At 54.9% G+C, this 21,468-nt stretch carries 14 protein-coding genes and 1 pseudogene; 10 read left to right on the top strand and 5 right to left on the bottom strand.

Going from position 1 to position 21,468, the window contains the following annotated elements; genetic code table 11:
- Nucleotides 1-922: 922 nt before the first annotated feature.
- Together HYD27_RS31090 and HYD27_RS31085 are read right to left on the bottom strand one after the other, a co-directional pair.
- A complete protein-coding gene (locus HYD27_RS31090; protein ID WP_219221647.1) occupies nt 923-2,539 on the bottom strand; it encodes a helix-turn-helix domain-containing protein in 1,617 nt (538 codons plus the stop codon).
- Between the two features lie 14 nt (nt 2,540-2,553).
- Nucleotides 2,554-4,275: a sensor histidine kinase gene (locus HYD27_RS31085; RefSeq protein WP_228745446.1), complete on the bottom strand. Its 1,722-nt coding sequence runs from the start codon at nt 4,273-4,275 to the stop codon at nt 2,554-2,556.
- Between the two features lie 317 nt (nt 4,276-4,592).
- Between HYD27_RS31085 and HYD27_RS31080 the strand changes: the two genes are divergently transcribed.
- From HYD27_RS31080 to HYD27_RS31050, 7 genes are all read left to right on the top strand, one after another.
- Nucleotides 4,593-6,197 carry an extracellular solute-binding protein gene (locus HYD27_RS31080; protein WP_219221646.1) on the top strand — a complete coding sequence of 535 codons (1,605 nt, stop codon included), beginning with the start codon at nt 4,593-4,595 and terminating at the stop codon, nt 6,195-6,197.
- A gap of 48 nt (nt 6,198-6,245) precedes the next feature.
- Nucleotides 6,246-7,274 (top strand): LacI family DNA-binding transcriptional regulator, encoded by a 1,029-nt coding sequence (locus HYD27_RS31075; protein ID WP_219221645.1) that lies wholly within the window; start codon nt 6,246-6,248, stop codon nt 7,272-7,274.
- Nucleotides 7,275-7,287: 13 nt separating this feature from the next.
- Complete coding sequence (locus tag HYD27_RS31070) at nt 7,288-8,574, top strand: alpha-amylase family glycosyl hydrolase (RefSeq protein WP_219221644.1); 1,287 nt, start codon at nt 7,288-7,290, stop codon at nt 8,572-8,574.
- 543 nt (nt 8,575-9,117) lie between these two features.
- Nucleotides 9,118-10,041, top strand: coding sequence for an ABC transporter permease (locus tag HYD27_RS31065; protein ID WP_219221643.1), 924 nt, complete (start codon nt 9,118-9,120; stop codon nt 10,039-10,041).
- A gap of 16 nt (nt 10,042-10,057) precedes the next feature.
- Nucleotides 10,058-10,981, top strand: a complete 924-nt coding sequence (locus HYD27_RS31060) for a carbohydrate ABC transporter permease (protein ID WP_219221642.1) — start codon at nt 10,058-10,060, stop codon at nt 10,979-10,981.
- A gap of 314 nt (nt 10,982-11,295) precedes the next feature.
- Complete coding sequence (locus HYD27_RS31055) at nt 11,296-13,713, top strand: glycoside hydrolase family 31 protein (RefSeq protein ID WP_309242155.1); 2,418 nt, start codon at nt 11,296-11,298, stop codon at nt 13,711-13,713.
- A gap of 318 nt (nt 13,714-14,031) precedes the next feature.
- Nucleotides 14,032-14,553 (top strand): hypothetical protein, encoded by a 522-nt coding sequence (locus tag HYD27_RS31050; protein WP_219221641.1) that lies wholly within the window; start codon nt 14,032-14,034, stop codon nt 14,551-14,553.
- A 337-nt stretch (nt 14,554-14,890) separates the two neighbouring features.
- On the opposite strand, the gene HYD27_RS31045 is transcribed toward HYD27_RS31050, so the two are convergent.
- From HYD27_RS31045 to HYD27_RS31035, 3 genes are all read right to left on the bottom strand, one after another.
- Nucleotides 14,891-15,472, bottom strand: coding sequence for a class I SAM-dependent methyltransferase (locus HYD27_RS31045; protein ID WP_219221640.1), 582 nt, complete (start codon nt 15,470-15,472; stop codon nt 14,891-14,893).
- 5 nt (nt 15,473-15,477) lie between these two features.
- Nucleotides 15,478-15,654: a hypothetical protein gene (locus HYD27_RS31040; protein WP_219221639.1), complete on the bottom strand. Its 177-nt coding sequence runs from the start codon at nt 15,652-15,654 to the stop codon at nt 15,478-15,480.
- 199 nt (nt 15,655-15,853) lie between these two features.
- Entirely contained in the window at nt 15,854-16,744 is an 891-nt protein-coding gene (locus HYD27_RS31035; RefSeq protein ID WP_219221638.1) for an AraC family transcriptional regulator, read from the bottom strand.
- Between the two features lie 158 nt (nt 16,745-16,902).
- On the opposite strand from HYD27_RS31035, the gene HYD27_RS31030 reads away from it, so the two are divergent.
- The 3 genes and pseudogenes from HYD27_RS31030 to HYD27_RS31020 all read left to right on the top strand — a co-directional run bounded on the left by HYD27_RS31030 (nt 16,903) and on the right by HYD27_RS31020 (nt 21,325).
- Nucleotides 16,903-19,572: a glycoside hydrolase family 78 protein gene (locus HYD27_RS31030; protein WP_219221637.1), complete on the top strand. Its 2,670-nt coding sequence runs from the start codon at nt 16,903-16,905 to the stop codon at nt 19,570-19,572.
- Nucleotides 19,573-19,685: 113 nt separating this feature from the next.
- Nucleotides 19,686-20,093 (top strand): Rrf2 family transcriptional regulator, encoded by a 408-nt coding sequence (locus HYD27_RS31025; RefSeq protein ID WP_219221636.1) that lies wholly within the window; start codon nt 19,686-19,688, stop codon nt 20,091-20,093.
- Nucleotides 20,094-20,421: 328 nt separating this feature from the next.
- Nucleotides 20,422-21,325 (top strand): annotated as a pseudogene (locus HYD27_RS31020) (class I SAM-dependent methyltransferase).
- The last annotated feature ends 143 nt before the right edge of the window (nt 21,326-21,468 follow it).

Here is a 21,468-nt window from a genome sequence, read left to right as displayed (position 1 = left end):
GGCACAAAGTACAACAATGTGCGCCCTGATCCGGCTAAGCTGCCTGGAATGCAGCCTGACCGTAAAGTACAACCCTGCGTGCTCCATTCCGGCTAATCTGCCGGAAATGCGGCACAAAGTACAACAATGTGCGCCCTGATCCGGCTAGCCTCCCTGGAATGCAGCACAAAGTACCTGCCGGCTCCGTAAGCTCCATTATTAAGCGAAAAAAAGCCTATCCACCTGCTGAGATTAGTTTGTTCAAAGATAATTTATATGTTTCACGCTATCAATTAGCCTTATCTTTCTCGCTGAAACGGATACCGTCCTTATAAGGACGGCGAAGCCGTTTCCACTTGTTGTTAAGGCAATTATGCATTTCTTTTATCTTGGATATGGTATGTAGGAAGTAGGAGGTAAGTTAAAATGCGTCATTGTGCTGAACCTGCGGGTTCTATGGTTTGCAGGAGAAAGCGCGGAATCAGGGGACTAACCGAAATCTCGGGGCGGGAACGTGAAGCGGAATGAGTGAAGTGGAATTAGGTAACTTAAATGGACCCAAGAAGCTTTCGGCAGAGGGAATAGTGGGAAAAAGTAGACTTAATTTAAGCTTATTCCCCTGAAAAGGCGGAAATCGGATGGATTAGTTATCCTTTTTCCCACTAATGCTTGTTGAAACGGGGCTGGGGGAGATTTAGGTTCACTTTTTCCACTTAAGCTTATTACCGGGCTCAGCTGGCGTGGATGCCGCTCAAAACAACGCGGGGTGTCCCAAAGCCATAAAATGGCTTTTGGGACACCCCGCGTCTGCATTGACCCCGGCCTACCGCGGCCCGGCCTACCGCGGCCCGGCCTACCGCGGCCCGGCCTACCGCGGCCCGGCCTACCGCGGCCCGGCCTACCGCGGCCCGGCCTACCGCGGCCCGGCCTACCGCGGCCCGGCCTACCGCGGCCCGGCGGGCTGGACATGCCGCTCCTTTTTATATTCATTCGGGGACAGGCCCACCTCTTGCTTGAACAGCTTGGAGAAGTAGGAGTAATTGGTGTAGCCTACCTTGTTCGCAATGGCGTACACTGACAGCCGGGTGGTCTCCAGCAGCTGCTTGGCTGCCTCGATCCGGACTTGAATCACATAGCTGCCCAAGGCAACCCCCGTCTCCCTCTTGAACAGGCGGGCCAGATAATCGGGATTCAGATAGACTATCTCCGCGAGATCGTTGCGCGTCAGCTCATCCCCGTAATGCGCATGGATATACTGCTTGATCTCTTCGGCCACCGGTTTGGGCTGGGCGGTGAGGTTCCGGTATTTCATGGCGGTATTCACCAGGTACTCCAGATACTCCTCCATATCCTCAATGGAAGTGAGGGAATGCAGCTGCAGCCGGTCGTTCGCCTTGCCGCTGTATAATTTATGGACCTGGATGCCCTTCATTTTGAGAAAAGAATAAACAAGCTGTACGATATCCAGCCGGAACAGGCTGAGGATGGAGGTGTCAACGGTCCGGTTGACCAGCAGCCCCTTCAGGTAACGGTTGGCTTCCTCCAGAAAAGCGTCAAGCTTGTTCTGATTCAGCAGCTCCTCCAGATGGGCCAGATTCGGCGGCTGGTAGGCGGTCCGGGTCTGCTTCCGGTACATTTCCACCGTAAAGGTATGATTCCGGCAGCGCGTGATTTCTTCATCCATTTGGATCAGATCCTTCAGCACCGTGCCAATCCCGTGCAGCTGGCCGTGGAGGCCTATGTTGCAGCAGACATCGCATTTGAGATAGGGGTTCGTTTTCTGGATAAAGGAGGCGCAGATTTCTTCCAGCGTTCCGGTGTCCGGATACTGGTTCCATTTCAGGACCGCGATCCAGTTATAGTCCCTGATTTCCAGAATGCTCTCGATTGCGAAGGCGGGATGCTGAAACAGCTCATACAGGATATTAAGCAGGGCGAAATCGAACAGCCCTTTCTCTTCTTTGCCCATGGTGCCATTGTAGGGAAACACATTGAATAATAAAGGCTGCACCGTATCATCCATCTGATAGGAAAGATTCTGCTCCTTGATGGCGTAAGTGATCGCTGACGGCTTGATAGGGGAGGAAGCGCTTCCGCTCACCAGCCTGCGCCAGAAATGCTCCAGATTCTGCGACTGGTTCTTTTGCCAATAGTAGCCTTCCTGAATGGCTTTTTCGTTGTGCTGCTGCTCTTTGGCCCGGACAACCGCTTTTTGGATAATCAGCATCAGCTTGTCAAATTCAATCGGCTTGAGAAAATATTCGAAGCTCTGCAGCTCGATGGCCTTCTGCGCATAGTTGAAGTCGGCATAATTGGTGAGGAGGATGGTTTGAATCGGATAGCAGTTTTCCCGGATCCAGGCCAGGAGCGAAAGTCCGCTTCCCTGCGGCATTTCTATGTCCGAGATCAGAATCTGCACAGAGTGGTTCTCCACAATTTCACGGGCCTGGGCGACATTGTTGGCCGTATAGACGGTTTCGATATTCAGGGCTGCCCAGTCAATCTTCTTCTGCAAAGCCGCCACTACATAGTAGTCGTCATCTACAAGCAATACGTTCATAGGAAATTCTCCATTCATGTTGAAGTATTCGGAAGATCCGGAAGGGTTAAGATGACAGATGCGCCGCCACCCTCTATATTGGAGAAGTGGACGGAAGCTTTTTTCAAATACAGGTATTCCAGCCGTTTAAGCGTATTCATAATGCCGATATGAGTTCCCTTGCTCTGATCCAGCGGCTGGCCCGAAGCCAGCTTCTCCAGAACCCGGGGCCCGAAGCCCGGTCCGCTGTCCGAAATCTCGATCACTGTCACTTGTTCCCCCGCACTGGTCCGCCGGCGGACAGCCAGCCTGATCTGCACCTCTGGGTCCCGGGAAATCGCATATTTGATGGAGTTCTCGATAAAGGTCTGCAGCACCAGCGGAGGGATCATCAGCCCCCTCACCGCCTCATCCTGCTCGATATGGTATTTGAAGGCATCACGGTACCGGCTCCGCTGGATTTCAAGATAGATGCGCACATGCTCGATTTCATCCTCCAGCCGGACAAAGTTCCCGCCGTTCTGAAAAGTGTAGCGGAAATACTTGGCCGTGGACATGGCCATATTCTCGATTTCCTCGTACATTTGAATCTGGGCCATACTGTAAATGCTGGTCAGGCAGTTCAGGAAGAAATGAGGCTTGATCTGCTGCTTCATATAGTCCAGCTGGATGCGCTGTTTTTCCAGCTCCTGCTCATAGATGGCGATTTTGAAGGTTTTGATCTGCTCCACCAGGTCCTTGAACTGCGCGCTCGCCTGCTCCAGCTCGATGATTTTGCTGCTTTTGAAGTCGGCGGACCGGCCGTCTTCATTAATATGCGCCAGATTCTCCGAGAAGTTCTGAATCGGGCCAAGCACCCTTTTATTGAAGAAGAGCATCACGGCGCAGATGGTGGAGGTTACCATGAAGAACAGCAGCATAATCAGCAGCTGGGCAATCATGATTTTCTCGAACGCTCCGAATTTAATGACCATATCGGCGCTGAAGGTGGTATTGGAAAATTCGCTGCTGATCGTTGTGCGGGACTGAAGCAGGCCGGGCCACCCGGTCTCCTGCTGCAACGGCTTTCCGTTGCCCGATAAAGGGCTGGAGATGGTTGTTCCGTTCTCATCCACCAGGGAGGCATAGCCGTTTGCCCCCAGATTAATCTGCCGCAAAGGGCGGATCAGGCTGTCGGCGGAGATCAGACCGATCAGATAGCGGTTGTAATAAGGAACAATATTGATAATATAGTAGTTTCCGTTCACCAGAATCGGCGTCCATCTGGAATAAAACTCCGCGTATACATCCTTATCCTCTATATAGGAATGGATTTGCCGCTTCAGCTCCAGATAATCCGTATAGGAGACACTGATCGGCGCGCAGTTCAGGAAAAAGGACTGGTTCTTCAAATAAAAGAAGAAGTTGTATTCCTGGCCGTAATTTTTTTGCAGCTCCGTAAAACGTTTGTGCAGATTGTCGTTCGACTTCAGGAATTCACTGCTGTTCACATCATAGGCATTCATCATATTCAGGCTCTCGTCGTTCGCCAGCGTCCAGCCCATATAATGGTTAATATAGGCAAAATCGTGGTTGATGCGGTCGATATACAGCTTGGCAGTATCCTGCAGATACCGTGTGGACTGCTGCTTCACAATCGAAATCGAGGCGAGGCTGATCACGAGGTCCAGCACCAGCACGGCAAAGGAGACCAGAATCATAATTCGTACATAATGGCGGATGGGATAAGGCTTGCTTCCTGCTGTTATTTTGGCCATAGTTCTTACGTGCCGCGTCCTTTCCCGCGCGTTCATTAGATGAAAGCGGTTATATTGGCTAACAAAGCCATTATAAAACCTCTTCGGGGAAATTACATGTGAAATTGCCGGAGATTCGGCGCAAAGTCCGGAAACTGCAAGCAAAAGTCTGAATACCGTCATCGCTGCATACGCGATTGGCGGAGTGAAGCAGCAAAATGATGTAAGCGGATGCAGAGGTCCGAATAACGGCGCGAAAGTGTCCGGAATGCGGAGAAGCGGGCAGCTATCATTAAGCATGTAAAGCGGATGTACACAATGAAATGGGGGATTACAGAATGAGTACACACAGCAAAAACAGACCGGCCAAAAAATGGTCGCTGCTGCTTCTGTCGGCCGTAATGGTTATGGGAATGGCCGGCTGCAGCGGCAACAAGGAGAATGCGAATACCCCGGGCGAAACGGGCGATTTCAACAAGGAAGGCCTGCCGATCGTCAAGGAGCCGGTGACTCTGAAGGTGCTGACCGTGCGCTGGGGAAGCATGGGGGACACGTTCACCCAGAACCAGTGGCTGAAGGACCTGGAGAAGAATTCGAATGTGAAAATAGATTGGCAGGTCATGTCCTCCAACGATTGGGCGGAACAGAAATCCATTCTGCTCGCCAGCGGCACGCTTCCGGATGTGGTGCTGGGAGACCAGACCTTTTCCGATTCCGATATCGTCAACAACCTAAGCTATTTCCGTCCGCTGGATGAGTATATCGAGCAATACATGCCCAATCTGAAGGCGGCAATGGAAGAAACACCGGAAATGAAAAAAATCAGCACGTTCCCCGACGGAAAAATCTATTCTTTGCCGACCCGCCTGCCGTCGCGCCCCAAAAGCTCGCGCCAGCCGGTCATCAATAAGGCCTGGCTCGACAAGCTGGGCCTGAAGACGCCTGAAACGCTCGATGATCTCTACAATGTGCTGAAGGCCTTCAAGGAGAATGACCCCAACGGCAATGGCAAGGCGGATGAAATTCCATATATCGAAGTCAGCAATGACCTCATCAGCCCCTTCGGAATTACGGATCTCAACAACAACAATATGCTGGTTCAGGACGGAAAAGCGGTCTACTACCCTACCTCCGAAGAATACAAGGAAGGCCTCAAATGGGAAAACAAATTATACAATGAAGGCTTGCTGGACAAAGAGCTGTTCACCCAGGACGCCACAATGATCTCGGCCAAGTTCCAGAATCCGGACGCTCCCATCGTGGGCCTCTCGTACCAATGGACGCCTGACGCCGTATTCGGCAAATGGAGCGAGCAGTATGAAACCATTCCGCCGGTGGCCGGACCGGATGGCAAGCGCTACACGATCGGCAATCCCATCGGAATGAATCTCGCCCGCAACGAGCTGCTGATCACCACCTCCTGCAAAAATCCGGAAGTCGCCGCCCGCTGGGCCGACCAGTTCTATACCAATGAAGCCGGCATCCAGAATTTCTGGGGAGCAATCGGTACTGTAATCAAGAAGAATGACGACGGCACCTACACGCTGATGGACCCGCCGGCAGGAACCAGCGCGGATGCCTGGTACTGGGATCAGTCGCTGCGCGATTTCGGGCCGAAATATGTAAGTCCTGACTTTGAGAAGAACATCGTGCTGAGTCCTAACAGCGGCGACGGACTGAAGCTGCAGCTGGATAAGCTGGGCAGCGATTATGTAACAACGCCATTCCCTAACGTTATGTATACCTCGGAGGAATTCCAGGAGCTGCCGACCCTGACCACGGACATTGACAGCTATGTGAACACCATGCGCGCCCAGTTCATCACCAAGGGCAGCATCGACGAGGGCTGGGATGCCTATGTGAAGAAGCTGAACGACATGGGGCTGGAAAAGCTGCTCAAGATCCGCACCGACGCGTATGCCCGTTATATGAGCGTGAAATAATCGCTTGAAATGGGAGCGGGCAGAGCGATCCGCGGAGGGAGGCTTTCGATGACGGTTACCATGAAGAAAGTAGCGCGGAGAGCGGGAGTTTCGGTCTCTACAGTCTCCCGGGTATTATCCGGCCATCCGCATGTGAGGGAGGAGCTCTCCCGCAAGGTCAGGCGGACGATGGAGGAACTGGGGTACACCCCTAACCTTATCGCGAAGAGTCTGGTATCCCGATCGGCACGCTGCCTCTGCATTCTGCTGCCGGGACCGGCTGCCCAAATGTTCTCCAATCTCTATTTCCTGGAGCTGATCCGCGGCATTGCCGCCGGGGCCGGCCGCCTGGGCTTCGATGTGGTCCTCAGCTCGGGGGCCACGGAGCAGGAAGAACTGGAGGCAGTCTCAGGGCTGCTCAAGGGAGGGCGCGTTGACGGGGCGGTCCTGCTCTCCTCGCGCACCGATGACGCGGTTATCGCTTATCTGAAGAGCAGCGGCCACCCGTTTGTGCTGATTGGACGGAGCGAGCAATATGACGGCATTCTGACGGTTGAGACCAATCAGTCGGCGGCGGCCTGCGACGCGACGCGGCATCTGATTTCCATGGGGCATGAACGCATCGGCTTCATCGGCAGCCCTCCGGACAGCACGGCTGCCCGGGACCGGCTGGAGGGCTACCGCAGAGCGCTTCGGGAGTACGGGCTGGAATGTCATCCGGACTGGATGATCGGGGACGGGGCATGGAAGGACGGAGGCGCGATGTCATCCTTCATGAAGCTTCCGGACCGGCCGACAGCGCTGGTTGCAGCGGACGATATGGTCTCGTTCGGGGTGATTCGGAGCTTGGGGCAGCTGAACTACGGGGTGCCTGGTGATCTGGCCCTTGTCAGCTGCAGCAATGCTCCGCTGCCTGTGCTGTCGGTTCCTTCGATCAGCAGCATTGATACGGGCATCGGCCAGCTTGGAGAGACCGCATCCCGCGTATTGATCCGGAGCATCCAGCAGCCGCATCAAGGCAAGCCGGTATCCGGCCGCTTCATCGTGGGGCACCGGCTTATTGTCCGGGAGTCATCCCGGTTAGGCTTATCAGTATGAAGGAGTGTACAACATGGCCATAGTAACATCCAAAAATCTGCGGAACCAGGTAGTCTATTCCATATACATCCGCAACCATACCGCGGAGGGAACGTTCAAGGCTGCAGAACAGGACCTGGGACGCATTCACGGGCTGGGAGTAGACATTATCTGGCTGCTGCCCGTTCATCCCATTGGAAGCATAGCCCGCAAAGGGGAGCTCGGCAGCCCGTATGCGAATCAGGACTACCGCGGGATCAACCCGGAGCTTGGCACACCGGAGGATTTCCGCAGTCTGGTAGACGCGATCCATCAGCACGGCATGAAATGCATCATCGATGTCGTCTATAACCACACTTCACCCGATTCCTGGCTGGCCGGGAACCATCCTGAATTTTTCTACAAGACACCGGAAGGGAAGTTCGGCAACCGTGTCGGCGACTGGGGCGATATTATCGATCTGGACTATAGCCACCCCGGCCTGTGGGAATATCAGATTGAAACGCTGCGGCAGTGGTCGGGGATCGTAGACGGCTTCCGCTGCGATGTGGCGGCGCTGCTGCCGCTGGATTTCTGGCTGCAGGCCCGGGAAAAGGTGGCTGAGGTCAACCCGCACTGCCTGTGGCTGGCGGAATCGATTGAACCGGACTTTCTTCTGCATCTCCGTGCCAGAGAAATGGTCAGCCTGAGTGATGCTGAAGTGCTTCAGGCCTTCGACGCCTGCTACGATTACGACAGCTATCCCTATTTCAAGGGTTATGCGGACGGGAAGAATTCACTCAGCGCTTATGTGGAGAAGATTAACGCTCAGGAATACATCTATCCTGACAACTATGTCAAGCTGCGGTTTCTGGAGAACCACGACCGTCCGCGGGCGAAGGCGCTTTTTCCGGCTGAGGAGGAGCTGATCAGCTGGACCGCGCTGATGTATTTTCAGAAGGGAATGCCGCTGATCTACGGCGGGCAGGAAACGGAGAATGAGGTATGCCCGGATCTGTTCGGCAAGAATACAGTCAGCTGGAACACGGGCAAGGATCTGTCCTGGCTGTTCAAGGCGCTGTACAGGGTCAAGCACAAGGAAATCATGGCCCGGGGCATCTGCCATTTGCAGGCCTCGGAGGACCAGGGGCTTATTGTCGGCACCTATACCTGGAGAGAGCAAAGGCTGGTCGGCGTCTTCAGTATGAAGGGCAAGGCCGCTGAAGCGGAAGCCGGTGTGCCGGATGGCGTGTATGTGAACCTGATTGACGGCAGCGAGGTCGCTGTCGCTGAGGGCAAGCTGCCGGTCCAGGGCAGGCCTGTGATTATTGAGGTCGAATAGACTCGCTGAGAAGCGGTGCAGGCTCAATATTGAGGTCGAATAGACTCATTATTATGGAATTTGCGGTCGTGCCATCTCTTACTACAGCGGGTTTGTTAATTGACTGCGCTATGTGCAATAGACGTCCATGCCGCTCTACCGCGGCGCTTCCTAACTTCTTAATTTTACCAAGCCTCTCTGCATAAAAATTGTTCAACGGTTAAGCAGATGCCGTCCCGCGCCCAGCTTTTTGCAGGACGGCATTTGCTATGCGCGGAGCAAGGGGCGGGTCCGATCCTTTTCCCCGGAAAGTCCGGATAATGCCAGTGGAGGTCCGGATACGGTGCCGTCCGCCGGAGCTGCCGGGGAGCTTCACGTGATGCCGGGGAAAGGGGACGCGGAAAGTCCGGTTACGACCTCCAATAGGTCCGCCGGACGTGAAGACAGGGCGATATACTGATGGAACAGAGAGGCTCGCGTTACTGAGCGGGCATTTTCGAAAAGGGTTTGGACGAAGTATATCGAGAGCAGCCTAGGCTCACAACACTTTTTAGGAGGGGTTTCATGAAATCCGGTCATAGCAGCCCAGCCCGCACCTTGGGGCAGATCAGACGGAACTGGGGGCTGTACGCACTGCTGTTTCCTGCGGCGGTTCTTACGTTACTATTCGCCTACAAACCGATGTACGGGGTGCTTATAGCGTTCAAGGATTATAGTCCGGCGCTCGGAATTACCGGCAGCCCTTGGGCGGGCTTCAAGTATTTCGAGAAATTTTTTCATTCCTATCAATTTTCTTCAACGATCAAGAACACGCTGATCATCAGCGTGTACAGCCTGGTTACCTTTCCGATCCCGATTATGCTGGCGCTGATGGTGAATCAGATGCGCCCGAACAGGTTCAGACGTTTTTTTCAGACCGTGTCCTATATGCCGCATTTCATTTCCACCGTGGTTATGGTGGGCCTGATGATGATTCTGCTCTCCCCAAGCACCGGCCTGGTCGGCAATCTGTACAGTCTGCTCGGCAAAGAGGCTCCCGATCTTATGGGCTCGGCCGGCTGGTTCAGCAGCGTGTATGTGTGGTCGGATGTGTGGCAGCATGTCGGCTGGGACAGCATTATCTTCATCGCCGCACTGTCGGCGGTTGACCCGAGCCTGTACGAGGCCGCTACCGTAGACGGGGCAAGCCGCTGGAACAAGGTCCGTTACATCGATATTCCCATGCTGATGCCTACCGCAATCACGCTGCTGATTCTGCGGGTCGGGGGTCTGCTGGGCGTCGGATTCGAGAAGGTCTACCTGATGCAGAATGATTTGAATGCCACCTCCAGCGAAATTCTGTCCACCTATGTCTACAAAATCGGGCTGCTCAGCAGCCAGTACAGCTTTTCCTCGGCAATCAATCTGTTCAATACGGTCATTAATTTCATCCTGCTGATTATGGTCAACCAGATTTCCAAAAAGCTCAGCGAAAACAGCTTGTGGTAGAAAGGGGAGCGCCACCATGGGAGTATTGCAGACTGCGGCTCAAGAAAAAACAGGTAAAATCAAAAACAACCGCTCCTCGGATACGGTTATGGAAGTCATTATGTATGTTGTCGCGGCAGTGTTTCTGCTGATTCTGATCTATCCGCTGTTTTTTATTATTATCGCTTCGTTCAGCGATCCGTCCGCGGTGGCGGGAGGTCAGGTCTGGCTGTTCCCCAAAGGGTTCACACTGGACGGCTACAAAGAGCTGCTGCGCCATGAGAACATCTGGATCGGGTACCGGAATACCATTCTGTACACGGTCGTGGGAACCGTGATCGGTCTGGCCGTCAATATCTCGGCAGCCTATGCGCTGTCCCGAAAGGACCTGGCGGGGCGCAAATATATCTCGCTTTATTTCATTTTTACGATGTTCTTCAACGGCGGACTGATTCCTACGTTTCTGACTATCCGCGATTTCCACATGTACGACACCTTCCTGGTGATGGTGCTGCCCTTCTCTGTCGGGGTGTACAACATTATTGTGGCCCGGACTTTTTTTCAGACGAGTATTCCCGGAGATTTGTGGGAAGCGGCCCAGATTGACGGCTGCGGCAACCTCCGTTATTTTGCCCGGGTGGTGCTGCCATTGTCCAAAGCAATCATTGCGGTGCTGGGCTTATGGATTGCCGTCGGCTATTGGAATTCGTACTTCAACGCCTTGATCTACCTCAAGAACCCGAATATGTACCCTTTGCAGCTGATTCTCCGCAACATTCTGATTACCAATCAGATGCAGTCCGGGATGGGCACAGGCGAAGCGGCGCAAATCGCGCTGCGGCTGGCGAATATGATGCGCTACTCCGTCATTATCGTGGCTACGGTTCCGATCATGTGTGTGTACCCGTTCGTGCAAAAGTACTTCAATCAAGGCGTGATGATCGGCGCTGTGAAGGAGTAGCCTTCGAGCTTTTGTTCAAATAGAATTTATAGGCTTTGCACATTAAATTATCCTTCTATTTCTCGCTGAAACATCCCGTCCCTATAAGGACGGCGAAGCCGTTTCTGCTTGTGACATCCTAAAAGTGTGGAGATTTTGCCGTGGCCTGCGGCCGGGCAGGGATTTCCGCTCGCTGTTGCAGCCGGATTTTTTGATTTTGCAACCCCCTGTGTGGGGAAAATCCGGCTACAAAGGCAGCCGCTAGCGCTGTTTGGGCTCCCATCGGCTCTCCGGACACTTTTTCACCACGCTACTAAGAAATGGGGGTTACAAAGGTGGAACAAGCAATTCATACACAACAGCCTATGCCGGATTACATGCGGCTTCCTTCCAAGCCTTGCGCGGATCTGGAGGCAGTCATTCAGGGGGAGGGCTACCGGTTCACCGTGCTGACCCCGCAGCTGATCCGCCTGGAGTACAGCGCGCCGGGCGTTTTTGAAGACCGGGCGACCCAGACCGTGCTGAACCGTGATTTTCCACTCCCGGCCTTCCGGGTTATTGACCACGGGAACAAGCTGGAAGTGTTGACAGACCGCCTGCATCTGGTCTACGACAAGCAGCCGTTCTCCCGGCACGGGCTTAGTGTTCGGGTAAAGAATGCTTCGGGGCATCTGATGAGTGTCTGGAACTATGGGGATGCGCCGCAGGATTTGGGCGGCACCGCCCGCACGCTGGATAATGCCGACGGGGCAATTCCGCTGGAGCAGGGTCTTCTGTCGCGCAGCGGGTACACCGTGATCGACGACAGCCGCTCGCTGCTGCTGGAGGCAGACGGGCGGGTGGAGCCGCGCGGGCAGGAAGGCACCGATCTGTATTTCCTGGGCTATGGCCACGATTACCTGGAGTGTCTGAAGGATTTCTACCGGCTCTGCGGGCTCACGCCGCTGCTGCCCCGTTATGCTCTCGGCAACTGGTGGAGCCGGTATTACCGGTATTCCGAGGAAGAATACCGGACGCTGATCCGGCGCTTCGCACAGGAACAGCTTCCCTTCTCTGTAGCGGTCATGGATATGGACTGGCACCTTGTCGATATCGATCCGCAGTATGGCAGCGGCTGGACCGGCTACAGCTGGAACCGGGAGCTGTTCCCGGACCCGCAGCGCTTCCTCGGCTGGCTGCATGAGCAAGGGCTGCGGGTTACGCTCAATGTGCACCCCGCAGACGGGGTCCGGGCTTTTGAGGAGCCTTATCTGGCGATTGCGGCGGAGCTTGGCATGGACCCGGAAAAAGGCGATGCCGTAGAGTTCGACATCACCGATCCACAGTTTCTGCAGGCTTACTTCAAGTTCCTGCATCATCCGCTGGAGGAGGAAGGGGTGGATTTCTGGTGGATCGACTGGCAGCAGGGCGGAGTTACGAAGGTTCCCGGACTGGACCCGCTCTGGATGCTGAACCACTACCATTATCTGGACAGCGGACGGCGGGGCAAGCGCCGGATGACCTTTTCACGCTATGCGGGTCTGGGCAGCCACCGCTACCCTGTAGGCTTCTCCGGGGACACGATAGTCACATGGGAATCCCTGGATTTTCAGCCTTACTTCACAGCCAATGCGTCGAATGCCGGCTACGGCTGGTGGAGCCACGATATCGGGGGCCATATGCTGGGCTATCTCGACGATGAGCTGGCGCTGCGCTGGGTGCAGCTTGGAGTATTCTCCCCGATCCTGCGGCTGCACAGCTCGGCCAGCCCATTCAACAGCAAGGAGCCGTGGCGCTTCAACCCAATTGCCGAAGAGGCCATGAAGAACAGTCTGCGGCTGCGCCACCGCCTGCTTCCCTACCTGTATACGATGAACCGTTATGCCAGCCGGGAGGGTCTGCCGCTGGTCCGGCCGGTGTATTACCATCATGCGGAGCAGCATGAAGCTTACGGGGTGCCGAATGAGTATTATTTCGGAACGGAGCTGCTTGCCTGTCCGATTACACAGCCCGTACATGCGAAGACAGGAGTCGCGGAATTCAAGGCCTGGCTGCCTGAAGGGGTGTGGATCGATTTCTTCAGCGGAAGAGTGTATGACGGCGGCAGAAGGCTGTCCCTCTACCGCAATCTGGAGCATATCCCCGTGCTGGCGAAGGCGGGAGCGATTGTTCCGATGGCGGACCTGACGGACTATACTGCCTCGGTTGCCAATCCCGGGCAGCTGGAGCTGCGGGTATTCGCCGGAGCCAGCGGCAGCTTTCATCTGTGGGAGGACGACGGGGACAGCGCCGAAGACCGGGACGGGCAGTGGTGCGATACCGGAATCACACTGGAATGGGGTGAAGCCGCTGTGCTCGCCATTCAGCCTGCCCGGGGCAATACAGGCACTGTGCCGGAGCGGCGGAGCTGGAAGCTGTGCTTCGTCGGCATTGCCGATACGCAGGTTCAGGCATCCGCCGGAGGGCGGCAGCTCGGGCCTGAAACCGCGTATGACGAAGCTTCGCATACACTGACGGTCACCATCCCTGCTGTGGCTGTAGCCGAATCCGTGACGGTAACCCTGGCTGCCGCCCGGATCGCCCCGGGCGACGTGGAGGCGGAGAGCTTCGCGCTGCTGAACCGCGCACAGCTTCACTTCCAGCTGAAGGAGCAAATTTTCCGGCTGGTGACAGAGGCGGCGGCGCCGGCTGCGGCACTGGCGGCGCTGGCTTCCATGGATCTGGAGCCGACGCTGTACGGTGCCTTGTGCGAAATCCTGACCGCCCGGTTGTAGGGGCGGTCAGGGGTGGAGGAAATACCGGCGGCCGTAGAGTATGCTGATGATACGTATGGACTGTGCTGCGGAGACAGGGCAACGGCGTCGTCCTCCGCAGCTTAATTGCGGCGGAATCAAGGGTAGAAATACCTCACATTTCGCATCGCAGCCCCCAGGAGGCGGAATCAAGGGTACTTATACCCCTCGGACCCGCTGATACCGGCGATCAGTTCTCCCCGTGGCATAGCTTAGCCGGAAAGGCTGGCGAAGCTCGTCATCTGCCACCGTAAAATGGTAAACTAGAAAGTATAGTATTTTACGGGGAGTGAACTTCTTATGAAAAAGCTTGCGGCCGGCTTCCTGGCCGGTGCGGTACTGATGATAAGCACTCAGGCGATAGGCGCTTCTACAAGTCTGGTAGGCAAGGCCATCCAAGCGGAATACACTGTAAACGTGTACGGCAAGAAGCTGGTCGATCCGGCCATTGTGATTGACGGAAAAAGCTACGCACCGGTGCGGGCCATCGGGGAACTGGCAGGATTTAGGGTTTCGCTGTCCGGCAAGACCATTAACCTGGACGAAAAAGAGAGCACAGCCTCCTCTTCGCTTGCTGATAAAAATGCAGGCGGCACAATTGGCCCGGTGCCTGCGCCGACACCGGACTCCGCCGCAGCGGCAGCCAAAAGCAAAATCAAGGCCATTGACAGCAAAATTGATGCCGTAGTCGATAACATCCTGTCCGCCAGCAGCAAGCTGAAGCTGGACCCTTCCAACACGGATCTGAAGGGCAGGCTGGAGCAGTATAAAGCGGAGTATGCCGACCTGCTGAAGCAAAAGGAGGCGGAGCTGCTGAAATAAAGCAGAGGTCAAACAGAGTAGATGCTTAATCTCTAGCTGTATTTCCTGCAAGTGAAAAGTCCCATTTTGGCGCTGAGGCTGATGTAATTGTATTCTATACATCTAAAATAGGCAGAAAAGATGAAAAAAAGACTTTCCACCAATTTAACTGCACAGAATATCACAGAATACAATTAGCGTTGAAAAAAGGGGTTTGCGCGTTATTTTAGCTGCAGAACATACACTTGGCGGGCAGACAACCCAGACTGGAGCATAGGTTTGGCTTCCCCTATGGCTGATAAGTCTGCGAACGGCTGTTGGAATGATAAAGGCAGGCGCACAGAACTATTCCGTCTGCTCAGCAATCCCCCAGGACCGCGTAATATTGGCTGAGCGCCAAGGCTCTGCTGACAGGTGATTCATAATAATGCTTAACGGCGGTAATCCAGGCCAGATTCTCAGTGCGGACATTGGCGAGTCCCGCCTGCAGCCAGGTATCTACGGCTTGCTGCGGATGGGCAATATTGGGCAGGGGAGCTGCCGCAACATGGCTCAGCTCAGCGGAATGCGCTTTAGCGCGGCGGTATCGGCCGTGGAGCTGACGGATGGTGTTGATGCGTCTGCTGCGTTTGCGGTGGTCAATGCGCCGAAGACTGTCAATTGCCGCAATCCGTCCGTTGCTGCCCGTCAGCTTGGCCCAGCGGATTACCGCAGCCCTGGGATCGGGAAGCAGCCACAGCAGGTTCCGGCTCACTACAGCATCCACCTCTCCGGGGGCAATGGGCGGATTTGCGGCGTCTCCCAGCCGCACCGCAGCATGCGGAAACGGGGACAGCCGCTGGCGGGCAAGCTCGGCACGGCTCTCCGCGAATTCGACGGCAATCACCTCGTAGCCGAGCTGGGCGAGATACCCGGCAATAATTCCTGTGCCGCAGCCCATGTCGGCTACCCGGCGGATGACCCTGCCGCCCGCGGGATTGCCGAGCAGGACAGGAAGTGTCCCCAGCCATACGGGATGCTCCCGGAAGCCGGCGCTTCCCCGAAGCGCGAGCGCTCATCCAGTGTTTCCGTGCGGCCCCGGTTATCCCAATATTTCATGATTTCACGGCTGTTTTTTTCCAAGTATAAGGCACCTCTATTCAAGGGAATGTTTGCTTCTTGCGCAGGGAAATACACGATATTTGAATAGTATAGCATTCCCTCAATGAACCTCCATGCCATTATTAAAGATTTCAAAATGGACTTTTTATTGCAAAAAGCCGCCCGTCATCTCCATGATGACACGGCGGCTTCTTGCAATGGGACAGCGCCTCTCCTATGCTTACGGCAGCTTCTCTCCGGCGGTTGCCGCCTCCTGCCGGTACCCGCCGGGAGTTTTGCCGATGATCCGTTTGAAGACCAGGCTGAACGTTTTGGTGTCACGGTAGCCCACCTGCTCGGCAATGAGCGGAATGGGGGAGTGCAGCTGCCGAGACAGCAGGGAACAGCTCTTTTGAATCCGGACATTTTGCAGGAAATGGTGGAAGGTCTGGCCGGTATGCGCTTTGAACAGCCGCTGAAGATGCCTCTCACTCCAGTCAAAAGTCCGGGCGAGCCGGGAAAGGGTAAGGTCCTGTGCATACTCCTGCTGGATATAGTGGAGAATTTGCCGGAATTGCGTCTGCCTGTTCACCGGAAACTGAAGCTCATCATACTGTAACCTGTATAGGGTGACGATCAGTTGAAGGAACAGGGTCTGCAGATAGCTGCCGGAGCCGGTCTGCGGGAGACTATACTCCCGGTGAAGCGAGAGGAACAGGCTCTCGACGGAACCGTTACGGTCGGTAATGGAGAACGCGGGCAGCTGCTGATTTTTGAGCTGCTCCAGGTAGTCTGCAATCGGCGCATCCGGAATTACAGAAGCAAGCCCGTCCAGAAGCCCGGGTGTGAACAGGCAATTATAGACTACGAGCGGTTCTTTAAGCGCTTCGGGCGACGAGGGCCGGAAGACATGGGAGACGCCGACGGGAATGAAATACAGCTGTCCCTTGAAGGCTTGCTGAACTTCTTGTTCTGTATAATGAAACCCCTTGCCTTCCGCAACGAAGGCCAGCTCGATGAAATCATGGGAATGAAGCGGAAGCTGGTAGGTCTCTGTGGCACGGTTAACATACAGCAGCAGATTTTTTTGAAAAAAATATTCGCCTTTCAGCGTATGGTCTGCAGAATTCACACACTTCCACCTCTTTCTTAGCCCCCCAAAAAAAGTCCTTTTTACACAGGAAGAATGTCCTTTTTGCGGAGTATGCGAAGCATTTGAATTTCTATAATTGTAATAGAAAGCGTTTCAAATTTATAGGGTGAATTCAAGAAAAGACGGGGTGGATATGAATGCTAACAGTACAAAAATTGCGTGTGGAGTATAAGGAGAATCCGATCGGGCTTGATGTGCGCCATCCAAGAATCAGCTGGCAGCTTCATTCGGAGGAGCGGGATGTGCAGCAGCAGTCCTATGACATCCAGGTATCCGCCGGACCGGATTTCCGCAGCCTGTTATGGACCTCCGGCAGAGTGTATTCTGATCAATGTGCCCACGTGGAGCTGAAGGAGCCTGTACTCCGCTCACGGCAACGGTATTACTACCGTGTTAAGGTGTGGGACCTGGAGGACCGGAATACGGAATGGTCGGAAGCTGCGTTTTGGGAAATGGGGCTGCTGGAGGCGGAGGAATGGCAGGCTGAATGGATCGGCGCTCCGCTGTCCCTGCTCGCGGTTGAGGCGGAGCAGTGCCCGCTCGTCCGCTGCACCTTTCATGTCAATGCGAAGCCGCTTCAGGCCAGAATGTATGTAACCGCCCTTGGGCTGTATGAAATGGAATTGAACGGCTCCCGGGTTGGCGCCGATTACCTCACCCCGGGCTGGACCAGCTACAGCCACCGCTTGCAGGTACAGGCCTATGACATCACGGACCAGATAGAAGCAGGCGGCAATGCCGTAGGCGCCTGGCTCGGGAACGGCTGGTACAAAGGAAACCTGGCCTGGGATAACCGCAAGCATATCTTTGGCGACCGCCCGGCATTGCTGATGCAGATCCATCTGGCCTATGCGGACGGGCAAGAACAGATCATAGCCACTGGAGAACAGTGGACCACTGCGGCCGGCCCGATTCTGATGTCGGAGATTTACCACGGCGAGACCTATGATGCCCGTCTGGAGCTGAGCGGATTCAGTAAGGCCGGTTATGATGCCGGCAGCTGGTCCCCGGTTGAAGCGATTGCCCATTCCAAGGAGATTCTGGTGGCTCAGGAGAATGTCCCGGTCCAAAAAATTGAAAAGCTCCAGCCGCTCCAGCTGCTTCTGACGCCGGCCGGTGAAACCGTGCTGGACATGGGGCAGAATATGGTAGGCTGGATGCAGTTTTCCCTGGAGGCCGCCAGAGGCAGGCAGGTGCAGCTGCGCCATTTCGAGGTGCTGGACCGGGACGGAAATGTCTATACGGACAACCTGAGAAAAGCCAGACAGACGGTTACGTACATTGCCAAAGGCGGAGGGAGGGAAAGCTATGAGCCGCGTTTTACCTTCCAGGGGTTTCGGTATGTGCAGCTGATCGGCTTCGGCGGGGAGATCTCCCTGGAGGATTTCACAGGCATTGTGCTTCATTCGGATATGGAGGCTACGGGCTCCTTCACCTGCTCCAATCCGCTGATCAACCAGCTGCAGCATAATATCCTGTGGGGTCAAAAAGGCAACTTTGTCGATGTGCCGACCGATTGCCCGCAGCGGGATGAACGGCTGGGCTGGACCGGGGATGCGCAAATGTTCATCCGTACCTCCGCCTATCTGATGAATGTGGCACCGTTTTTCACCAAATGGCTCAAGGATCTGTCGGCCGATCAGCTCGCTCATGGCGGTGTTCCGTTCGTGATCCCGAATGTGCTGGGAGACAATGGGCATTCGTCCGCCGCATGGGGGGATGCCGCTGTCATTTGTCCCTGGACGCTGTACCAGTGCTATGGGGATACACGGATTCTTGAGCAGCAGTACCCAAGCATGCAGGGCTGGGTGGATTACATCCGGGGTCAGGGCCAGGATGAATTTCTGTGGAATACCGGATTTCATTTCGGCGACTGGCTGGGGCTGGATGCCAAACCGGACAGCTACAGCGGAGCTACGGATACCGACTTCATTGCGACCGCTTTTTATGCCTATTCCGTTCAAATTATGCGGAAGACAGCCCGTGTACTCGGGAGAACAGAAGACGAGCTGCATTATGCGGAGCTGTACAGCCGGATTAAAGAGGCCTTCAACCGGGAATTTATCACTCCCTCGGGGCGCTTATCCGTTTCCACGCAGACAGCCTGTGTACTGGCGTTAATGTTCAGGCTGGTGGAAGGCCCGGCGAAGAAACGTACAGTAGACAAACTCCTGAAGCTCCTGGAGGAGAGCAAGTACCATCTCACTACCGGCTTTGTCGGCACGCCTTATCTGAATCTTGTGCTTAGCGAAGCGGGACATACGGAGGCGGCCTATAAGCTGCTGCTGCAGACCGACTATCCTTCCTGGCTGTACCAGGTGACCAAGGGAGCGACGACGATATGGGAGCATTGGGACGGGATTAAGGAAGACGGGAGCTTTTGGAGCAAGGATATGAATTCCTTCAACCATTATGCGTATGGAGCGGTCGGGGACTTTTTGTACCGGCATGTTGCAGGGATTGAGCTGGATGAAGCGTTCCCGGGGTACAAGAAATTCATGATCCGGCCGCAGCCGGGCGGAGATCTGACCTCGGCCGCAGCCGTGCTTGAAACGATGTACGGGCGCATCCGCTCGGAATGGAGCATAGGTGCGGATCAGATAGAGGTTTCCGTGTCGGTGCCGCCGAATACCAGCGCTGTGCTGTACCTTCCGAATGCCGTGCTGGACCGGGTGCTGGAGAGCAATGTGAAGCTTGAACAGGCTGCCGGTGTGCACTCTGCGCAGCAGCTGGAGCAAGAGGTGCAAATCATGCTCGGCTCCGGCGGCTACAGCTTTAAGTATGAGCTGGAAGGTCAGCTGCAATGAGCTGAGGACAGCAGAGGGAATTTCTGCAGCGGGGGCTGCGGAAATCCCCTGTTTGCTTTTTGTTCAATTGAAGGTTATTATAGACTTATAAAGTCTTTGATTGAGGTGAAGGGATGAAATATTCAAAGGCAACGAATTATGCGCTCCACACGATGCTGTATCTGGTGGCTGCCGCGCCGAACAAGCCTATAGGGGTACAGCAGCTGGCCGAACGGCAGGGGGTATCGCCCACCTATCTGTCGAAGATTCTGACCAAGCTGGTCAAGGCGGGGCTGATTGAGTCGGCATCCGGTGCGAACGGCGGGTACCGGCTGAAGCGCAAGCAGGAGGATATCTCTTTTCTGGACATTATTCATGCCATTGAAGGCACGGCCTCGTTGTTTGATTGCACGCTTGACCACTCCAGCGAGTGTCCGATCCAGCAGGAGATGATTGCGGCGGAGCAGCAAATGGAGCGGTATCTGCAGAACAGGAAAATATCCGGGATTGCAATTAAACACCCGGTCTTGCCGGCAAAATAACGGCGGACTAAACCTCCGCTGTTATTTTGCCGCATAATTATGGCTCAATCTAAAAATTAGGGGCTGACTCTAAGTGCGGACTAAGCGGAGGGTCAGAGGGATTCTGGAGAAACGATAGTGTCCGCCTTTAAAGACCGATTTCAACCTATAAGTTTATTCCAATCAGGAAATCGGGCTTTAACAGCGGTCGGAAGAACCCTCTGAACCCGCAGCGGACTTCATTCACACCGTCAACCGCTGATTTTGTTTTGAGCCATAATTATAGATATAAATAGTCTTTGAAGTCTGCGGAAATTCATGGCATGAGAACGGGAAGGGATGAATGAAAATGAACAACGAATTATTTAATGCGGATGTGTGGGAGAAGGCCTGGAAGGAGGACCCTGCGGCGATGGGGAATAGATTCAAGAAGGCCGGGACGGACCTGGCGCACTCCTTTGACCACAAGGCGAAGGCGTTTAACGAAGAAGTGTTCAGTTAAGGGGGAAGACGCAGAAGCGAGCGGATTATCGGCTGGCTTGAAGGCCGGGGGGTATTTTGCAGGGCTGTCTGTACTCGATGTGGGCGCGGCTTCGGGCGGGTTCAGCGTACCTTTTGCCGATAGAGGGGCGAAGGTCACAGCGGTAGAGCCCAATCTTCCTTTATCCGGGCTGCTCATGGAGAATACAGCCAGGTTCCCTCAGGGCCAGGTCGAGCTGGTGCGTGATTTGTTCGAAAACGTGGATCTTGACGCCAGAGGCTGGAAGGGTGCCTTTGATCTCGTGTTTGTGTCCATGTCTCCGGCGATTGTTGATTGGGGGAGTGTGGAGAGTGTGCTCAGCTGCGCGCGCAAGTATTGCTATATCAGCCTGAATGCAGGGAGCATGGAGCACAGTCTGCTGAATGAGGTTCTGCCTCTGCTGACCGGGCATGAAGTGCATGCGCAAAGCTCGGATATGGCTTATTTAAGCCATTTGCTCTACCTGAAGGGCTATTCGTTCGAGTCGCTGGTGACCAGGGAAATGAAAACAACCGGGGTCACGCACGAAGAGGCTGCCGGGGAAATGCTGCTGCTGCTGAAGCATCGTAATATGCCTGCAGAGAGGGCTTCCCGCAGAGTCATTGAAGAATATGTGCGCCGCACTTATCCCGGCGGCAAAGTAACCATCCAACAAGGCGGACGCTTCGGCAAAGTGCTGATCCGTTTGCAGGACCTGAATATGTACAGCAGAGCCGGAGGCGGCAAGCGCTAAGTGCCAAGCGCCAAGTGCCAAGTGCCAAGTGCCAAGTGCCAAGTGCCAAGTGCCAAGTGCCAAGTGCCAAGTGCCAAGTGCCAAGTGCCAAGTGCCAAGTGCCAAGTGCCAAGTGCCAAGTGCCAAGTGCCAAGTGCCAAGTG

The organism is Paenibacillus sp. S150, assembly GCF_019352175.1.
Taxonomy (GTDB): domain Bacteria; phylum Bacillota; class Bacilli; order Paenibacillales; family Paenibacillaceae; genus Paenibacillus_AQ.
The sequence above is the reverse complement of the archived record's forward strand: the minus strand, read 5'-3'. Positions and strand labels throughout refer to the sequence as shown.

Excerpts from the sequence above, each read along its gene's own strand:
- HYD27_RS31090 (WP_219221647.1), bottom strand. The coding sequence starts at position 2,539 with ATGAACGTATTGCTTGTAGATGACGACTACTATGTAGTGGCGGCTTTG.
- HYD27_RS31085 (WP_228745446.1), bottom strand. The coding sequence starts at position 4,275 with ATGGCCAAAATAACAGCAGGAAGCAAGCCTTATCCCATCCGCCATTAT.
- HYD27_RS31080 (WP_219221646.1), top strand. The coding sequence starts at position 4,593 with ATGAGTACACACAGCAAAAACAGACCGGCCAAAAAATGGTCGCTGCTG.
- HYD27_RS31075 (WP_219221645.1), top strand. The coding sequence starts at position 6,246 with ATGACGGTTACCATGAAGAAAGTAGCGCGGAGAGCGGGAGTTTCGGTC.
- HYD27_RS31070 (WP_219221644.1), top strand. The coding sequence starts at position 7,288 with ATGGCCATAGTAACATCCAAAAATCTGCGGAACCAGGTAGTCTATTCC.
- HYD27_RS31065 (WP_219221643.1), top strand. The coding sequence starts at position 9,118 with ATGAAATCCGGTCATAGCAGCCCAGCCCGCACCTTGGGGCAGATCAGA.
- HYD27_RS31060 (WP_219221642.1), top strand. The coding sequence starts at position 10,058 with ATGGGAGTATTGCAGACTGCGGCTCAAGAAAAAACAGGTAAAATCAAA.
- HYD27_RS31050 (WP_219221641.1), top strand. The coding sequence starts at position 14,032 with ATGAAAAAGCTTGCGGCCGGCTTCCTGGCCGGTGCGGTACTGATGATA.
- HYD27_RS31045 (WP_219221640.1), bottom strand. The coding sequence starts at position 15,472 with ATGGGCTGCGGCACAGGAATTATTGCCGGGTATCTCGCCCAGCTCGGC.
- HYD27_RS31030 (WP_219221637.1), top strand. The coding sequence starts at position 16,903 with ATGCTAACAGTACAAAAATTGCGTGTGGAGTATAAGGAGAATCCGATC.
- HYD27_RS31025 (WP_219221636.1), top strand. The coding sequence starts at position 19,686 with ATGAAATATTCAAAGGCAACGAATTATGCGCTCCACACGATGCTGTAT.